The organism is Paraniabella aurantiaca (assembly GCF_050309965.1).
Classification (GTDB): Bacteria; Bacteroidota; Bacteroidia; order Chitinophagales; family Chitinophagaceae; genus Niabella.
The window spans coordinates 1,673,090-1,687,759 of sequence record NZ_JBLOSY010000001.1; the positions used below are offsets into that span (position 1 = coordinate 1,673,090).

15 protein-coding genes are annotated in these 14,670 nt (G+C 42.2%); 10 read left to right on the plus strand and 5 right to left on the minus strand.

Annotated features, from left to right (window positions below):
- Positions 1–33: 33 nt before the first annotated feature.
- A complete protein-coding gene (locus ACLOAU_RS07175; protein WP_427861177.1) occupies positions 34–519 on the plus strand; it encodes a cytochrome C oxidase subunit IV family protein in 486 nt (161 codons plus the stop codon).
- 460 nt (positions 520–979) lie between these two features.
- Here ACLOAU_RS07175 and ACLOAU_RS07180 read toward each other — a convergent pair whose 3' ends face one another.
- Both ACLOAU_RS07180 and ACLOAU_RS07185 read right to left on the minus strand, forming a co-directional pair.
- Complete coding sequence (locus tag ACLOAU_RS07180) at positions 980–1,690, minus strand: TerC family protein (protein ID WP_427861178.1); 711 nt, start codon at positions 1,688–1,690, stop codon at positions 980–982.
- Positions 1,691–1,717: 27 nt separating this feature from the next.
- Positions 1,718–2,338: an HAD family hydrolase gene (locus ACLOAU_RS07185; protein WP_427861179.1), complete on the minus strand. Its 621-nt coding sequence runs from the start codon at positions 2,336–2,338 to the stop codon at positions 1,718–1,720.
- 231 nt (positions 2,339–2,569) lie between these two features.
- On the opposite strand from ACLOAU_RS07185, the gene ACLOAU_RS07190 reads away from it, so the two are divergent.
- Positions 2,570–3,346, plus strand: a complete 777-nt coding sequence (locus tag ACLOAU_RS07190) for a glycoside hydrolase family 16 protein (protein WP_427861180.1) — start codon at positions 2,570–2,572, stop codon at positions 3,344–3,346.
- Between the two features lie 2 nt (positions 3,347–3,348).
- Here the strand turns inward: ACLOAU_RS07190 and ACLOAU_RS07195 are convergent, their stop codons facing one another.
- Positions 3,349–4,380, minus strand: coding sequence for an endonuclease/exonuclease/phosphatase family protein (locus tag ACLOAU_RS07195; protein ID WP_427861181.1), 1,032 nt, complete (start codon positions 4,378–4,380; stop codon positions 3,349–3,351).
- 106 nt (positions 4,381–4,486) lie between these two features.
- On the opposite strand from ACLOAU_RS07195, the gene ACLOAU_RS07200 reads away from it, so the two are divergent.
- The 8 genes from ACLOAU_RS07200 (at position 4,487) to ACLOAU_RS07235 (ending at position 13,838) form a co-directional block, all read left to right on the plus strand.
- A complete protein-coding gene (locus tag ACLOAU_RS07200; protein ID WP_427861182.1) occupies positions 4,487–7,072 on the plus strand; it encodes a TonB-dependent receptor in 2,586 nt (861 codons plus the stop codon).
- A 14-nt stretch (positions 7,073–7,086) separates the two neighbouring features.
- Positions 7,087–9,123 (plus strand): DUF5689 domain-containing protein, encoded by a 2,037-nt coding sequence (locus tag ACLOAU_RS07205; RefSeq protein ID WP_427861183.1) that lies wholly within the window; start codon positions 7,087–7,089, stop codon positions 9,121–9,123.
- A gap of 197 nt (positions 9,124–9,320) precedes the next feature.
- The gene (locus ACLOAU_RS07210; protein WP_427861184.1) at positions 9,321–10,226 is read left to right on the plus strand and encodes a DMT family transporter; all 906 of its coding nucleotides are present in this window, start codon (positions 9,321–9,323) and stop codon (positions 10,224–10,226) included.
- Between the two features lie 56 nt (positions 10,227–10,282).
- Complete coding sequence (locus ACLOAU_RS07215) at positions 10,283–11,062, plus strand: UDP-2,3-diacylglucosamine diphosphatase (protein ID WP_427861185.1); 780 nt, start codon at positions 10,283–10,285, stop codon at positions 11,060–11,062.
- Positions 11,063–11,070: 8 nt separating this feature from the next.
- Entirely contained in the window at positions 11,071–11,874 is an 804-nt protein-coding gene (locus tag ACLOAU_RS07220; RefSeq protein WP_427861186.1) for a hypothetical protein, read from the plus strand.
- 457 nt (positions 11,875–12,331) lie between these two features.
- Positions 12,332–12,790, plus strand: a complete 459-nt coding sequence (locus tag ACLOAU_RS07225; RefSeq protein WP_427861187.1) for a ferritin-like domain-containing protein — start codon at positions 12,332–12,334, stop codon at positions 12,788–12,790.
- Positions 12,791–12,865: 75 nt separating this feature from the next.
- A complete protein-coding gene (locus ACLOAU_RS07230) occupies positions 12,866–13,087 on the plus strand; it encodes a hypothetical protein (RefSeq protein ID WP_427861188.1) in 222 nt (73 codons plus the stop codon).
- Positions 13,088–13,175: 88 nt separating this feature from the next.
- Entirely contained in the window at positions 13,176–13,838 is a 663-nt protein-coding gene (locus tag ACLOAU_RS07235) for a YciE/YciF ferroxidase family protein (RefSeq protein WP_427861189.1), read from the plus strand.
- 86 nt (positions 13,839–13,924) lie between these two features.
- Here ACLOAU_RS07235 and ACLOAU_RS07240 read toward each other — a convergent pair whose 3' ends face one another.
- Positions 13,925–14,365 (minus strand): cold-shock protein, encoded by a 441-nt coding sequence (locus tag ACLOAU_RS07240; protein WP_427861190.1) that lies wholly within the window; start codon positions 14,363–14,365, stop codon positions 13,925–13,927.
- Positions 14,366–14,408: 43 nt separating this feature from the next.
- Positions 14,409–14,666 (minus strand): short-chain dehydrogenase, encoded by a 258-nt coding sequence (locus ACLOAU_RS07245; protein WP_427861191.1) that lies wholly within the window; start codon positions 14,664–14,666, stop codon positions 14,409–14,411.
- Positions 14,667–14,670 lie beyond the last annotated feature (4 nt).

A 14,670-nucleotide genomic window follows, 5' to 3' on the forward strand; every position in this document is an offset into this window, starting at 1 on the left:
TTGATTTTGTATTAAAGATTTTTTATAAAAGTTATGAGTAATCATTACGATCCTACAAAAGATATTTCTCCTTCAGCGGCTTACCCCGAGGTAACTGTGTCTCATCATCATTCTGACGACGCAACGTTTAAAAAGAAGGTGTGGAAGACTACGATGCTTCTGTCTGTTATCACCATCATTGAGTTAGCTATTGGTTTTTTAATTTACTTCTTACATAAGGGAGAGCCACCTTATTTCTTTATATTATTATTGAAAGGAATCGTTTGTATTTTAACCCTGGCGAAAGCTTATTATATCGTTTCGGTGTTTATGCACCTGGGCGATGAGATTCGCAATTTTATTATGACAATCGTTGTTCCTTTAGCTTTATTTGTCTGGTTCATCATCGCTTTCCTTGCTGATGGTCAGTCTTATAAAAACCTGCGTAACAAATATGATAAACATTTTGAAGAAACTACCATGCCTAAATCTCACTCAGGAGCTCCGGCAGCAGAGCCTGCTAAGGGTGAAGGTCACTAGTTTCCCGCAATGAATATATTTTTGAGTCCCGGAGCTTGCTCCGGGATTTTTGTTTGCACCTTAATAACCGCTCAACTATCCCGCTGTCAATAAACGCATTTTCTTACAGCCGCCTTTTTTTGATAATTATCAAAACGCCCGGTAAGCATATATTATAATTTAGCATCCATAAGCGTAAATTATGAAATCAAAACCTCTGATTAATGAAAAGCTGATATTAGCTGCTGCTATTTTCTCGCCTGTATATTTTACAGCAATGCAGTTGGTTGAAAAATATAAAATTGATGTTGGTCACCTGGGGCAGGCCATTGTGGAGTTGGTCACCATACCCAATTTAATTATGCCGCTGTTTATTTTGGGGTATTCCCTCATTTATATGTTATCAACAAAGAAGTTGTCCGCTTATCTTCTGATAGCGATGATGTGTTCGGGTCTTATGCTTAGTGGATTAATAGCTGGATTATTTATGGATGCCGGGTTTAGATTTTCCAACGGTTTTCATCTGTATCAGATCAACCAGGAAGGAAAAGCCCATAGCGAAATAAATATAGCCTTTCGGGATCTTTACTTCAAAGCCCTCGGCCAGTAATGCAACGCCAATCAGCATCAGGAAGCAGAGTGCCAACACCTTAAAGGAGGGATGGCGGCTGATAAATTCGCTGATGGGTTTGGCGGCAATAAGCATAATGATCACCGTAACTACTACCGCTGTGTACATGATCCATAATTCCTGCACCATACCCACCGCCGTAATGATGGAGTCGATAGAAAAAACCAGGTCAAGCACAATGATCTCAGAAAGTAGTTTACGAAAACTGCCTGTTTTTACATTAACCGGGTCGTTCGGGTTAGGCTCTTCGGTTTTATGATAAATTTCTTTGGTGCTTTTATATAATAGAAACAAGCCACCTGCAATAAGTATCAGCTCCTTACCTGTGAAAGACATGCCGAAAAGCGTGAACAGGTTTTGATCCAGCTTTAATATCCATGAAATTACGGCCAGTAGAATGAGGCGCATTACCATAGCCAGGCCAATACCCCATAACCTCAGTTTAGCTCTTTGGTTTTCCGGCAGTTTATCGGCCAGTATAGATATGAATATAATATTGTCAATACCCAGAATAACTTCAAGCGCAATAAGGGTGAGTAGCGGGATCAGCACATCTGCCATGACCAAACGGATTTAAGATTATAGTTGTTAATGGAAGCTTTTGTAATCAATGTCTTCGATCAGCATTCCTGGTTTCAACAAATAAATTTTCATGCCCAATTTCTCGGCATTGGGGAAATTAGTATAAGAGTCGTCAATAAACAAAGTTTCTTCAGCCTTTATACCGGCATCTTTTAAAATATGCTCGAATACTTCAGTGTCCGGTTTTCTAAGTCCCACCTGTTGCGAGTAATAGGCTTTGGTAAAGAAGGATTCCAGTGAGGGGTATGGCGTTTGTTCCAAAAGTTGGGCTGTAAAATAGTCGTAATGGATCTGGTTGGTATTGCTCAGCAGGAAGAGTTGATATTCCTTTTTAAGTTCAGCCAGGTAGGCCAGGCTGGTTGATCTATAGCCTAACAATAGTGCATTCCAGGCATTGCGTATTTGTTCGTGGGTGACAGGAGCGGGTAATAGGGATTGGATATTACCAAAAAACACCTCGGGGCCAATGGCTCCTGTTTCCAGTTGCTGAAACAAGGTGTCTGCCTGGTATTGAGTGAACTGATTATCAAAGTCGGTAAATCCCAAAGCCTTAAATGCCTCAGAAGTTTTACTGAAGTCCAGGTCGTAAAAAACGCCGCCAAAGTCGAAGAGTATGTTTTTTATCATAAAGGGCGAAGGTAAAATGAAATCACATAAGCGCTACTAATTGTAGCATTATTATTATAAGTGTAAAAGAAGTAAAATGATTTGAACTAATATACCCCAAAAGTCTTGAACTTTAATATGTCTCATTATATTCACCTGTTATATTGTATACTTTAGTAATTTGGTTCTGATAAAACGGGTAAAACTAATTACCTGCTCTCGCTTACTAAAAAGACCGATAAAAAAATAATCATGAAACGATTGCTCTGCCTAACTACCCTATCATTATTGGTTATTACTTCCATAGCCCAAACCGCTCCGCGAAAACTCGTTTGGAGTGATGAGTTTAATTATAAAGGTTTGCCCGATAGTACCAAATGGGATTATGATTTAGGCAGCAAAAATGGCTGGGGCAATAACGAGCTGCAATACTATACAAAGGATAAAAAGAATGCGCGAGTTGAAAAAGGGCATTTAATTATAGAAGCCCGTAAAGAGAAAATCGAAAAGTTTAACTACACTTCGGCAAGACTGGTTACGAAGGGAAAAGCTTACTGGTCGCAGGGACGAATAGAGGTAAGGGCTAAACTGCCCGCCGGGCGCGGTTCCTGGCCTGCTATATGGATGCTGGCAGAAAATATGAAGCAATGGCCCGATGACGGCGAAATAGATATTATGGAGCATGTGGGTTACGATCCGGGCTGGGTACATGGCTCCATACATAGTAAAAAGTACAACCATGTTATAGGCACACAAAAAACGGCTAAAACTTTTGTCGCCGATTTTTCAAAAGCCTTCCATATTTATTCGGTAGAGTGGGACCAAAAGCTGCTCACCGTATCTATCGATGGCAAACCATTTTTTAGTTGTACCAATGAGCAAAAGGGTTATGAATACTGGCCCTTCGATAATAAAATGTCTTTGCTCTTAAACATCGCCGTAGGCGGTAACTGGGGCGGACAAAAAGGCGTGGACGACACCATATTTCCCTTAAGGATGGAGGTGGATTATGTAAGGGTATACCAGTAAGTTTATCTCTTTAGTAATACCAGGTACACCGGAAAATGATCGCTGTAACCACCGCGGTATACATCACCATTATAGCTGCGCATAGGGTACCCTTTGTAGGGCCCCGTATTTTCAATCATATAATCAGCCTTGAAAATATAGTGTTTATAGTAAAAGAATCCAGCTTGCTTTTTACCAAGAAAAGAGCGAGATAATAATACCTGGTCAAATAAACTCCAGGCATCCTGGTAAGCCAACGTACCCATGCCGTTTTTGTACATGGCCATCCAGGGGTTATAAAGCTCATCGGGCTCCCCGCTTTGGATGTCACCATAAGCCTTTAAACCTTTAATAATGCTATTGTCTGTAGGGTCATCATTCATATCACCCATCACAATAGTTTTAACCCCCGGATCAATAATCTCTAATGAGTCGATCCAGTTTCTGACGGTTGTGGCAGCCGCCATTCTTGCGGGTTCTGAACGCTTTTGTCCGCCTGAACGGCTGGGCCAGTGGTTAACGAATAGCTGTATTTGTTCTCCATCCAGCAACCCTTTCACCCATAATATATCTCTTGTGTATGCCGCATCTTTTGTTCCCGCAGGGATCTTTACAAACACCGGCCGGCTGCGCTCTGCTGTAAAATATTTCGGGTTATAAATCAACGCAACATCTACTCCCCTGAAATCTCTTGAATCATAATGTACATAACGATAGCCTCGCTCGGCTATAAGCGGATGACGCAGCAAAGTATCCAACACCCATTTGTTTTCAATTTCAGCAACACCTAAAATAGCAGGGCCGTCCGGGTTGATATGCGTGCCGATCTGCGATAATACCCGGGCAAGCTTAGCCAGCTTATCATTAAAAACTTTACCGGTATAGGCTTTGGCTCCGTTAGGTGTAAAGGCTACGTCATCATTACTACCATGAAAAATAGTATCATACAAATTTTCCAGGTTATAAAAACCAACAATAGCCGAACGGTAAGTGGTTTGGGCATAGGACGCTGTTCCTGAAACCAACAGGAATACGAGTAAATAAATGTGTTTCATATGGTTATACGATTGGTTAAAAACTGAAAATAAAATTAAGATTTAATAGGCAGGATTGTACTTTTTATTACACAAATTATGTAATTTTATAACGCATAATAACCATATGATAAAGCACATTATCACCGCATCTGCTTTGCTGGCAGCCTGTGAGGCCTATGCACAATCACTGCCTGTAAAAGATAGCTTACCTAAAAGCGATTCTACTGTTGTAGATATCAAAAGCGAGGTTCGTGACAACCTGCCCACTATTGTAATTAACGAGGAAGATCCCGATGATGAAGGATCAAGTGTCGTGTCTTCTATTTTAACGGCGGGGCGCGATCCGTTTCTTTCGGCAGCTGAATTTAACTTCAGCCCGGCGCGTTTCCGGTTACGGGGATATGAAACACAAGGGAATGCTATTTACATCAACGGCATCGATTTTAATGGGATGGACAACGGCTTTACCCCTTTCGGTTTATGGAGCGGTTTAAATAATGCTATGCGGGCGCAACAAAATAGTTACGGCCTGCAGGCCAATGATTTTTCGATAGGGTCTATTGCTTTAAATACCTATGTAGATATGCGCGCTGGTGCACAAAGAGCCCAAACACAAGTGGGATATGCATTTTCTAACAGGAATTATAATCACAGGGTTACACTTCAACATAGCACAGGTTTCAATAAAAAAGGTTGGGCTTATAGTGGGGCTCTTACAGGCAGGTATGCTAAAGAAGGGTATGTGCCTGGTACTTATTACCAGGGCGCAAGTTACTATGCAGCCATCGATAAGAAAATGGGGGTACACAATACTTTTTCTTTCATCACTTTTGGCGCACCTACGGAAAGCGGACGACAAGGACCATCTGTGCAGGAAGCGATGAACCTGGCGGGTTCCCACTATTACAATCCTTCCTGGGGATATCAAAATGGAAACAAGCGTAATGCTAATGTACTACAAACCTATCAGCCTGTATGGATGGTTGCACATGATTACAGGCCCCATGAAAAAAGCCGGCTCTTCACTGCTTTTGCATATACGTCAGGGAAAAGAAAAAACTCGGGCCTGGACTGGTATAATGCGCCAGACCCAAGACCCGACTATTATCGTTATTTGCCCAGCTATTATAGAGCCACGAATCAGGCTACATACCAGTCTTTACTAACCCATTACCAGCAACATCCTGAGGATTTGCAAATACAATGGGAAAAACTATACGAAGCCAACAGTGCTAATACACGAACTATTAATAATGCAGACGGAGTAGCAGGGAATAGCCTCAGTGGCAAGCGATCTGTGTATATCTTATCCAACCGTGTAAATGATATCAGAAGGTTAATGGGCAATATTGTTTACAATGGTAAGTTAACGAATGCGCTTACCACAACTGCGGGCGCAAATTACCAGCAACAGGTAAACCATTACTACCAGGAGGTGAAGGACTTGCTGGGTGGCGATTTTTGGGTCAATATTAATCAATTTGCTGAAAGAGATTTTCCAACAGACCCGGATGCGGTACAGCACGATTTAGGTCAACCCAACCGCATCATCACAGCAGGAGAGCAATATGGATACAATTATCAAATAACCATACAGCAGATGGCTGCATGGGCACAACTACTATTACAACTGCGATCCTTCGATTTTTTTGCAGCTGCTGAAATGTCTGCTACCTCTTTTTATCGTACAGGATTGAATCGTAACGGCTTATTCCCTGAACTTTCCTATGGAAGGTCTCCCCGGCAGCGTTTTAATAATCCAACTGTTAAGGCCGGCGCCACCTATAAAATGAATGGTAGAAATTACTTTTTTGTCAACGGGAGCTATAGAACCACTGCTCCCTTCTTTGAGAATGCCTATATCTCCCAACGTACGCGAAATACGGTACAGGAAAATCTTAAAAGCGAAACCATTGTTTCTGCTGAGTTGGGTTATAAATTAAATGCGCCCCGATTAAGGTTTGGTTTTACTGCCTACTATACGAAGTTCACCAATGGTGTTGACGTGCTGACCTTTTACCATGACCAATACCAGAATTTTGTAAACTATGCATTAAGCGGTATCAACAAGGTTTTTTTCGGCGGAGAAATCGGTGTGGAACTAAAACTTAATTCAACTTTAAGCTTTAATGGAGCTGCTTCAATGGGTCGTTATTATTTTGATAGCCGGCAACGTGCCCTGGTAACTGTTGATAATAGCGCTAAAACGCTGGCGAAGCAAACTATCTATCTAAAGAATTACCGTATTCCCTCGACTCCTCAGAATGCGTATAGTGCAGGTTGGTTCTATCGTTCTCCTAAATTCTGGTATGCCAGCATCACCGGTAATTATTTCAGCAATATGTGGCTAAGCCCCAACCCGTTGAGAAGAACTGCTGACGCTATTGCAGATACAGATCCGGAAAACCCTTCGGCAGATGAGGTTAAACAGGCCATCCTTCGGCAAGAGAAATTTGACAGCCAGTTCACCCTTGATTTTTTTGGAGGATGGAGCAGGCTACTGCCGAGAAATTACTATATTAATAACAGGAGAACTTACTTTCTATTCAACCTCGGCGTAGGTAACCTGCTTAACAACAAAAACATGCGATCGGGGGGCTTTGAACAACTGCGCTTTGACTTTGAAGGAAAAGAGCCCGGTAAGTTTCCGCCCAAATATTATTATGCGTTTGGTCTCAACTTTTTCGCCAGTGTTGGTTTAAGATTTTAAATAAATGCTCTGCTATGAAAAATAAATTATTGAATAAGTGGATAGCTGCTTTAATAGTAATTGTACTGGCAACCTCCTGCAACAGGAAGTTTGATATACCTCCCGCTAATGCAGATCCGGAAATTGACGCTAACCTGTCTATCAGGGATTTAAAAGCCCGTTATACAGCGATCGGCGATTTTCAACGTATTAATGAAGAGCATATTATTTCGGGCATCGTAATTGCCGAAGACCGCTCGGGTAATTTTTACAAGCAAATAATTATACAGGATGAGACAGGCGGTATACCGGTACTGCTGGATGCAAATAATGTTTATACCCAATATCCTGTAGGTCGCAGGGTGTTTATTTTACTAAAAGGAATGATGTTGGGAGACTATGGCGGTACCATACAGATTGGGATAGACTCCTCAAGGTCAGACGATGGTCGTTTTCTGAACCTGGAAGGCATTCCTCAGACATTGTTTGATCAGTATATTGTAAAGGGATCGTTTAATAATACCATTACGCCTAAAATGGTGAAGCCGGCAGATTTTACCAAAACTATAAACGATCCTTTGTTAAGCACACTGGTACAAATCGGCAATGCTGAGTTTAGAAACGCCGACATTAATAAAACCTATGCTGATCCGTCTACTAATGTAAGTGCGGTGAACTTTAACCTCACCACCTGTGAAAAGCAAAGCATTATATTACGAAACAGCAGTTATGCGCGTTTTGCCGCTTTTAATATTCCTGATGGAAATGGTATGATAACCGGTATTCCCGGCATTTTTAATGGCACCATGCAATTGACAATTCGTGACACAACAGATGTACAATTTACGGGAACCCGTTGCAATGGACAGGTGCAAACACCCGTTATAAAGAGCATCGCCGACCTAAAGGGTTACGCAACGGGAGATTCAGCCATCCCCGCAGGAGTTTCTATTAAAGGAGTTGTTATATCCAATTCAAAGAACGAGGCCGCCGGAAATTATCGTTTGCAGGACGCCAGCGGTGGCATCCAATTGCGTTTTGTTCAGGATGCCAACCCTGCTGCCACAGTGGGCGATTCACTAACGGTAACGGTTGGCGGACTTTCCTTATCTGTCTATAACGGGGGCTTGCAGGTTAATGATGTAAGTATGGTTGCAAAATCAGGAACAGGGATTGTTACGCCAAGACCCGTAACAATAGCGGATATTAAGGCCAATCAAAGAGCATGGGAATCTACTTTAGTAACCATTAGTGATATAAATGTAACTACCGGTATCTCTAACAACATCGGCTCTAATTTTATTATATCAGATGGGACGGGAGAGCTTACCACTTTTGTTCGAAATACTGCGGGTATTACAATGCCTGCCGCTGCCACCAGTATTACAGGTTATGTTTCCCTATTCCAATCCACGAGCGCCGGGGCTCCGCTTGAAACTCAAATCACGCTCCGCGACTCCAATGATTTTACGGGTGGCACCGGCGGTTATTTTGTGGCGCTATATGACTTTAGCAGTGTTACCAATGTATCAGGCTCGATAGACCCTGGTCATCCTCCGGGTGTTAATGGTTTAAACTTTAGTCCTTTTTCCGCAGCAGGCTTAAGCGCCAATTCCTCCGCCGGAGGCAGGTTTTCTTTTACCAACTGGCCCCTCGACACTGCTACAGGGCCTGATATTTTAAAGGGCGCACCCGATTTAAACAGGTATTACGAAATAATTTTAACCCCGCATAATGGTAAAAAGTTTGACATTACTAAAATATCATTCACGCTTCAACGTTCGGGAACCGGCATCAGGCAGGTTGTATTGCGCTCAGATATGGATGGCTTTTCTGCAAACCTGGCGGCCTCTGTTTCGCCATTGAACGATAATTTATCGGTTACAGGGAACAACGTTTTCCAGGTAACCGATGCTACCACTGCGGCGCAGGATGGATGTATAGTGATACCGGGAGCTGGTTTTACCAATATCAGCTCCGCGGTCCGAATAAGGTGGTACGGGTTTAATGCAGAAGCCACGGGTGGAACATTCAGCATCGATAATGTGAAGATAGAAGGAATGGTGCGTTAACTAAAGTATTGCCATGATTGGGGATCAGCAAATTTGCAGCTATAAATTGTACCTTTGCGCCACTTTACGAAAGGTTGTATTAAATTCTCCTGCAGTTCTTATGAGTGATATATAGTTCTGCGTTCTTTGCGAAACTCCGCGCCTTTGCGTGAAAAAAAGCATCTGGAGTATTGCAACCAGGCAATGTGTAACGAGGTATGACTAAGCAAAACATACAGAGCAGGCAGTCCTGGCTGATCACCGGTTTTATTTTCGCCATTCTTTGGCCATCAGCAGCCACGGCAACTAAAGTGGCCCTGAAAGATGCGCAACCGCTGGTTGTAGCGGTGTTCAGGTTTGGTATAGCAGCCGTCATCATGCTGTCTGTTTCGCACTTTATTTTAAAAAACAGGTTGCCCCAACGCAAAGAGTGGCGACAGCTGGCTATTTATGGCCTGCTTAATATTGCTGTTTACCTGGGCATGTATGTAGTAGCCATGAAAGAAGTAACCGCCAGTGTAGGTGCACTGACAGTTGCCGCCAGTCCGGTTTTTATTAGCTTTTTATCATTGATCTTTTTAAAGAAACCGATGAACCCGCGCATTTTGCTGGCCTTATTGGTTTGTATCAGTGGCTTTGTAATGGTAGCCTGGCCTCTATTCGCCGATGCATCCGTTACTGCTCGCGGTCTCACCTTATTAATGGCAAGTATGTTTTCTTATGCATTGGGTACCATTTATTTTACCTCCCGGAAATGGGAGGGCTTGCATTTGCTCACTATTAATGGCTGGCAAACACTTTTGGGAGGTGTTTTCTTGCTGCCATTTATGCTATTAACTTATAAATCAGGGTCCAATCTTTTTTCGGCGGGCTTCTGGGCCGGTACCCTTTGGCTGGCGCTCCCCGTATCTATTGCTGCTGTTTTGTTATGGCTGAAGCTGATTAAACAGGATGCTGTAAAAGCCGGGCTCTGGCTATTCTTATGTCCTATATTCGGTATCATTATCGCAGCTGTTTTAATGCGAGATCAAATCAGCCTTTTCACCATTGGCGGCTTAGCGATGGTGTTGGCCGGACTGGGTATCAGCCACTACGATAAAAAGCTAAGCACACCCATGGAATAGGGCGTCGGAATTAAGTGAAAACATCTCCCTAATTTTACCAATTACATCCGGTTATTTTGGAACAGCAAAAAAACATATACTTTTTATCAGACCTTCACCTGGGAACTCCTTCTCATGCTGATAGCCTGGTGCGGGAAAAACTGATCGTTCAGTTTTTGAATGAAATTGAAGATAAGGCAGCGGAGATCTTTATCGTGGGTGATATGTTCGATTTTTGGTATGAATATAAATATGTAGTACCCAAAGGATACGTACGATTGCTGGGTAAGCTGGCACAACTTTCTGACAGAGGTATAAAGCTTCATTTTTTTGTAGGCAATCACGATATGTGGATGACCGACTACCTGCAACAGGAATTAAACATGCCGGTGTATTTTGAGCCGAAAGAATTTAGCTGGAACGGCAAACAGTTCTTAATTGGTCATGGCGATGGACTGGGACCTGGCGACAAGGGGTATAAAAGACTAAAGAAAGTTTTTAGAAACCCCGTGTGCCAATGGGCATTTGGTGTTTTACCGCCACAGCTGGGCATGGGTGTAGCCAATTATATGAGCCGCAGGAGCCGTGCTAAAACCGGCAGCTCAGAAGAAATATTTCTGGGAGAAGAAAAAGAGTGGCTCGTACAATACTGTAAAGAAAAGCTGCAGGAAAAACATTTCGACTTTTTTATTTTCGGGCATAGACATTTGCCGATCGATTTTCGTCTTACTTCAAACAGCCGTTATATCAACCTGGGCGACTGGATCAGTTTTTATACTTACGCCGTATTTGATGGAAATAATATACAGCTGTTATCTTATCAACACAATGATCATAAAATAATACGAAACCATTGAGGCTTTTAATGATCCTATTTTCTTTTTTTGCAACAGGCTGGGGGGCTGCCGGCCAGGTGACCTACCCGGGCCCCAAGTTAAAAACCGTGCCCGGCAATTATATCTCTTTCTCGGTGGACAACCTCGATAATATTTATTTACTGAGTGCCACCAACCAGCTCAAAAAGCTAAATGCTAACGGAGACTCCATTTCCGTTTTCAATGATATTAAAAAATTTGGCGAAGCCAGCCTGGTGGATGTGTCTAACCCGGTGAAAATTCTCCTGTATTATAAAGGATTTTCAACCGTAGCTATATTAGATGGCATGCTCAACCTGAAGAACACGATCGATCTGCGCAGGCAAAATATTTTTAATGCAACAGCCGTAGGTCTTTCATACGATGGAAAGATCTGGATGTACGACGATATGGACAATGTGTTGAAGAAACTGGACGATGAGGGGAAAGTCATCTTCAAAACGGCTGATTTCAGACAGGTGTTTGATAAGGCCCTTGCACCGGTAAAGGTTTTTGATCAAAACCGGTTTGTTTATCTCTACGATTCGCTACAGGGCATTTTTGTTTTCGATTATTATGGAGCCTACAAAAACAGGATAGATATTACCCGCTGGAACCATTTAAGGGTAGCCGATCAGTTGATCACTGGCGTTGCCAATGGCAAATTGTATCGATACAATGTATCCACTTTAAAATACGACGAATGGACCATCCCCGAAACCATGCTTAATTACCGGCAGCTTTTGCTAAAAGAGGGAAAATTATATGCGTTGGGGAAAGAGGGGCTCGAAATATACCAGTTAAGTATGCCTTGAGTTGATTATTCTCTCTTCTGATCCACCTTCGTAAATTCCTTTTTCACAAGTTCCAAAGCCATTATTCCCTCACTGGTTCTTGCATCCTCTATGTGGCTAATTGCAGATTAAAAATTTATTTTTTAAAAATTACTGAAAAACCAAGCCTGATTTCAACTGTATAAAATCAGTTCCCGATAAAGCAGTGTGGCGCTATTTGCACAGTTTGCTACCTAAAGAAAACAAATAGGAAGGCTTGAAAGCCAGCAGCATCAGGGAATAGTCTAAAACCTGTCGTCCGGGTATGTATAACAGTAGAAAAAAATCCACACAAAATTTACTCAAACCCTTGTCCCCCAGGGCTCTCCGACGTTTTAGGCCGACGTTAAAAATAGGCAATTCTGGTACACTAATTGAACTGGTACTACATCGTAATCAGTAGCCTATTAAAATTAAGTAACCTTTAAAACAATTAAAAATGGAACACAAAGCTTGCATTGATGCATTAAATGATCTTATCCAGATTAATAATGATCGTATTGTAGGATACCAAAAAGGAATTGATGAACTGAAAGATGGACAGGATGCAGATCTGAAATCTTTGTTTAGTAATATGATTAGCGAAAGTACTACTTACAAAAAAGAGCTGGAGGACCTTGTTACAGAATATGGCGGATCGCCTGCAGACGGCACAACGGTGTCGGGAAAACTGTATCGTGCATGGATGGATGTAAAAGCCGTTTTTACGGGTGGTGACAGAGAAACTGTTTTAAACAACTGTGAAGCGGGCGAAGACGCGGCGCAAAAGGCTTACCAAATGGCTTTGGATGATGAAGATGTTATGCCTCGCACCAAAGAATTGATCCGTCAGCAAAAATCGGCACTGAAGGCTTCTCACGATCAAATCAGGAGCCTTCGTGATGCAGTTGTACATTAGGCAAACTCCATATAAACCGGGCGGCGAAAAATCGTCGCCTTTCTCTCATCTTCTTAACAAACTCAACTTTAGATCATGCGTATTTTTCATAATAATACTAATAACGACCAGGAAAATGGTCCCATTATCCCGGTTTTATTTACCGGAAGTTCAATAGCCTATTTAACAAATATCAATACTTCGATTAACCTGTCCGAATGGCAATGGCATGAAGAAGTAATTGACGGGCGACGCACCCGTATTGTTACTGATAAATTACATGATGATCTGGAAATATATCCTGTTGGAGCTTTTTAAGAACATTAGTAGGAACAAACTTTCAGGAATTACATTTTATCATAACTACCATAATATCCTAACTCATTAATCTTTAAACCTTATCATTATGGCAAAGGCAAAACAGGCAGCACCGAAAAAGCCCGCCCGTCCGGCAGGCGGGGCGGCCGCAAAAAAATCACCCGCTAAAAAAACGGCACGTCCGGCTGGCGGACTTGCTGCGAAGAAACCTGCCCGTCCGGCAGGCGGGGCTCCGTCAAAAAAAACAGCACCTAAAAAAGATGCAGCTACAGAATTGAGAGAGCTGTTTGAGCATGGCCTGAAGGACATTTACTGGGCCGAAAAGGCGCTGACAAAAGCGCTTCCTAAAATGCACAAGAATGCCACATCCCCCGACTTACAAAATGCTATAGCTACTCATCTGGAAGAAACCAGGGGGCATGTTTCTATTGTAGAAGCGGTTTTCGATTCAATTGGCAAAAGAGCCCAGACTGAGAAATGTGATGCGATGCAAGGGCTGGTGGAAGAAGCCGACAGTATCATTAAAGAGACTTCTTCCGGTGCAGTACGTGACGCCGGCATTATTGGTGCCGCACAAAAAGTGGAGCATTATGAAATTGCTACTTACGGTACATTAGCTACCTATGCCAAAGCATTAGGTGAAAACACCGCTTTGGACCATTTGCTCACCATATTAGAGCAAGAAAAGAATTGTGATGCGTTACTTACAGAGTTAGCTAAGGGTGGAATTAACATGGATGCTATGGAATAATTAGAACTACTACTACTCCATAGCAAATAAAGGTTGCAACAACTGTTGCAGCCTTTTGATTTAATATAAGATGATAGGTAAGCGTATTAAGCAGCTGAAACATTAACAGCAACCAATCCTTTGGGACCCTGCTGCACTTCAAAAACTACTTTAAGATTTTGCTGCAGCTCTACATTCGAAGAATTGATATGCACAAAAATGCTTTCCTGTGTACGGGTGTCTTTTATAAAACCGTATCCTTTGCTACCGTCAAAGAAAGTTACAACACCATTTCTTTGAGTAATTACCTCTTCGTTAAGTTCCCTGCTGTTGGCAACCGTAGGCGGTATGGGCAGCAATGACGGGCGTTTATCTTTCGGTGGAGGCGTATCCGATAAGTTTCCGAATTCATCAACATAAGCCATCATTTCATCCAGGCTTTTGCCTTTGGATGTATTTTCTTTACGCTCCTGTTTTCTTTCGTCTTTCTGCTTTTTAGCATTTCTCTTTTTTTGTTCTCTTTCCCTTTTATTCCAGGTTTCTCCCATTAAAATGTTTTATTGTTTAAAAATGATTAAAAAATATAACCAGTTATTGCTTACCCGATGCGGTAAGTTTTGTAAATGAAGCTCCGTTGAACAGGCGGGACAATTCCATATTCCCGGTTTGTTCCCATTGCTCAATATGTTTAACATTTACTACACGCCAAAAGTTCTTGGCTTTTAATTCGTCGTAATCCCTGAGGTTGACAAAAAGGCCGGTTACGGTAGACCTGTCTTTAAAATGTACGTTTACCACCCGGGCACTCGATTTTGTTTCCAGGAATTTTTCGATTGATAAGTTATCCATGCAA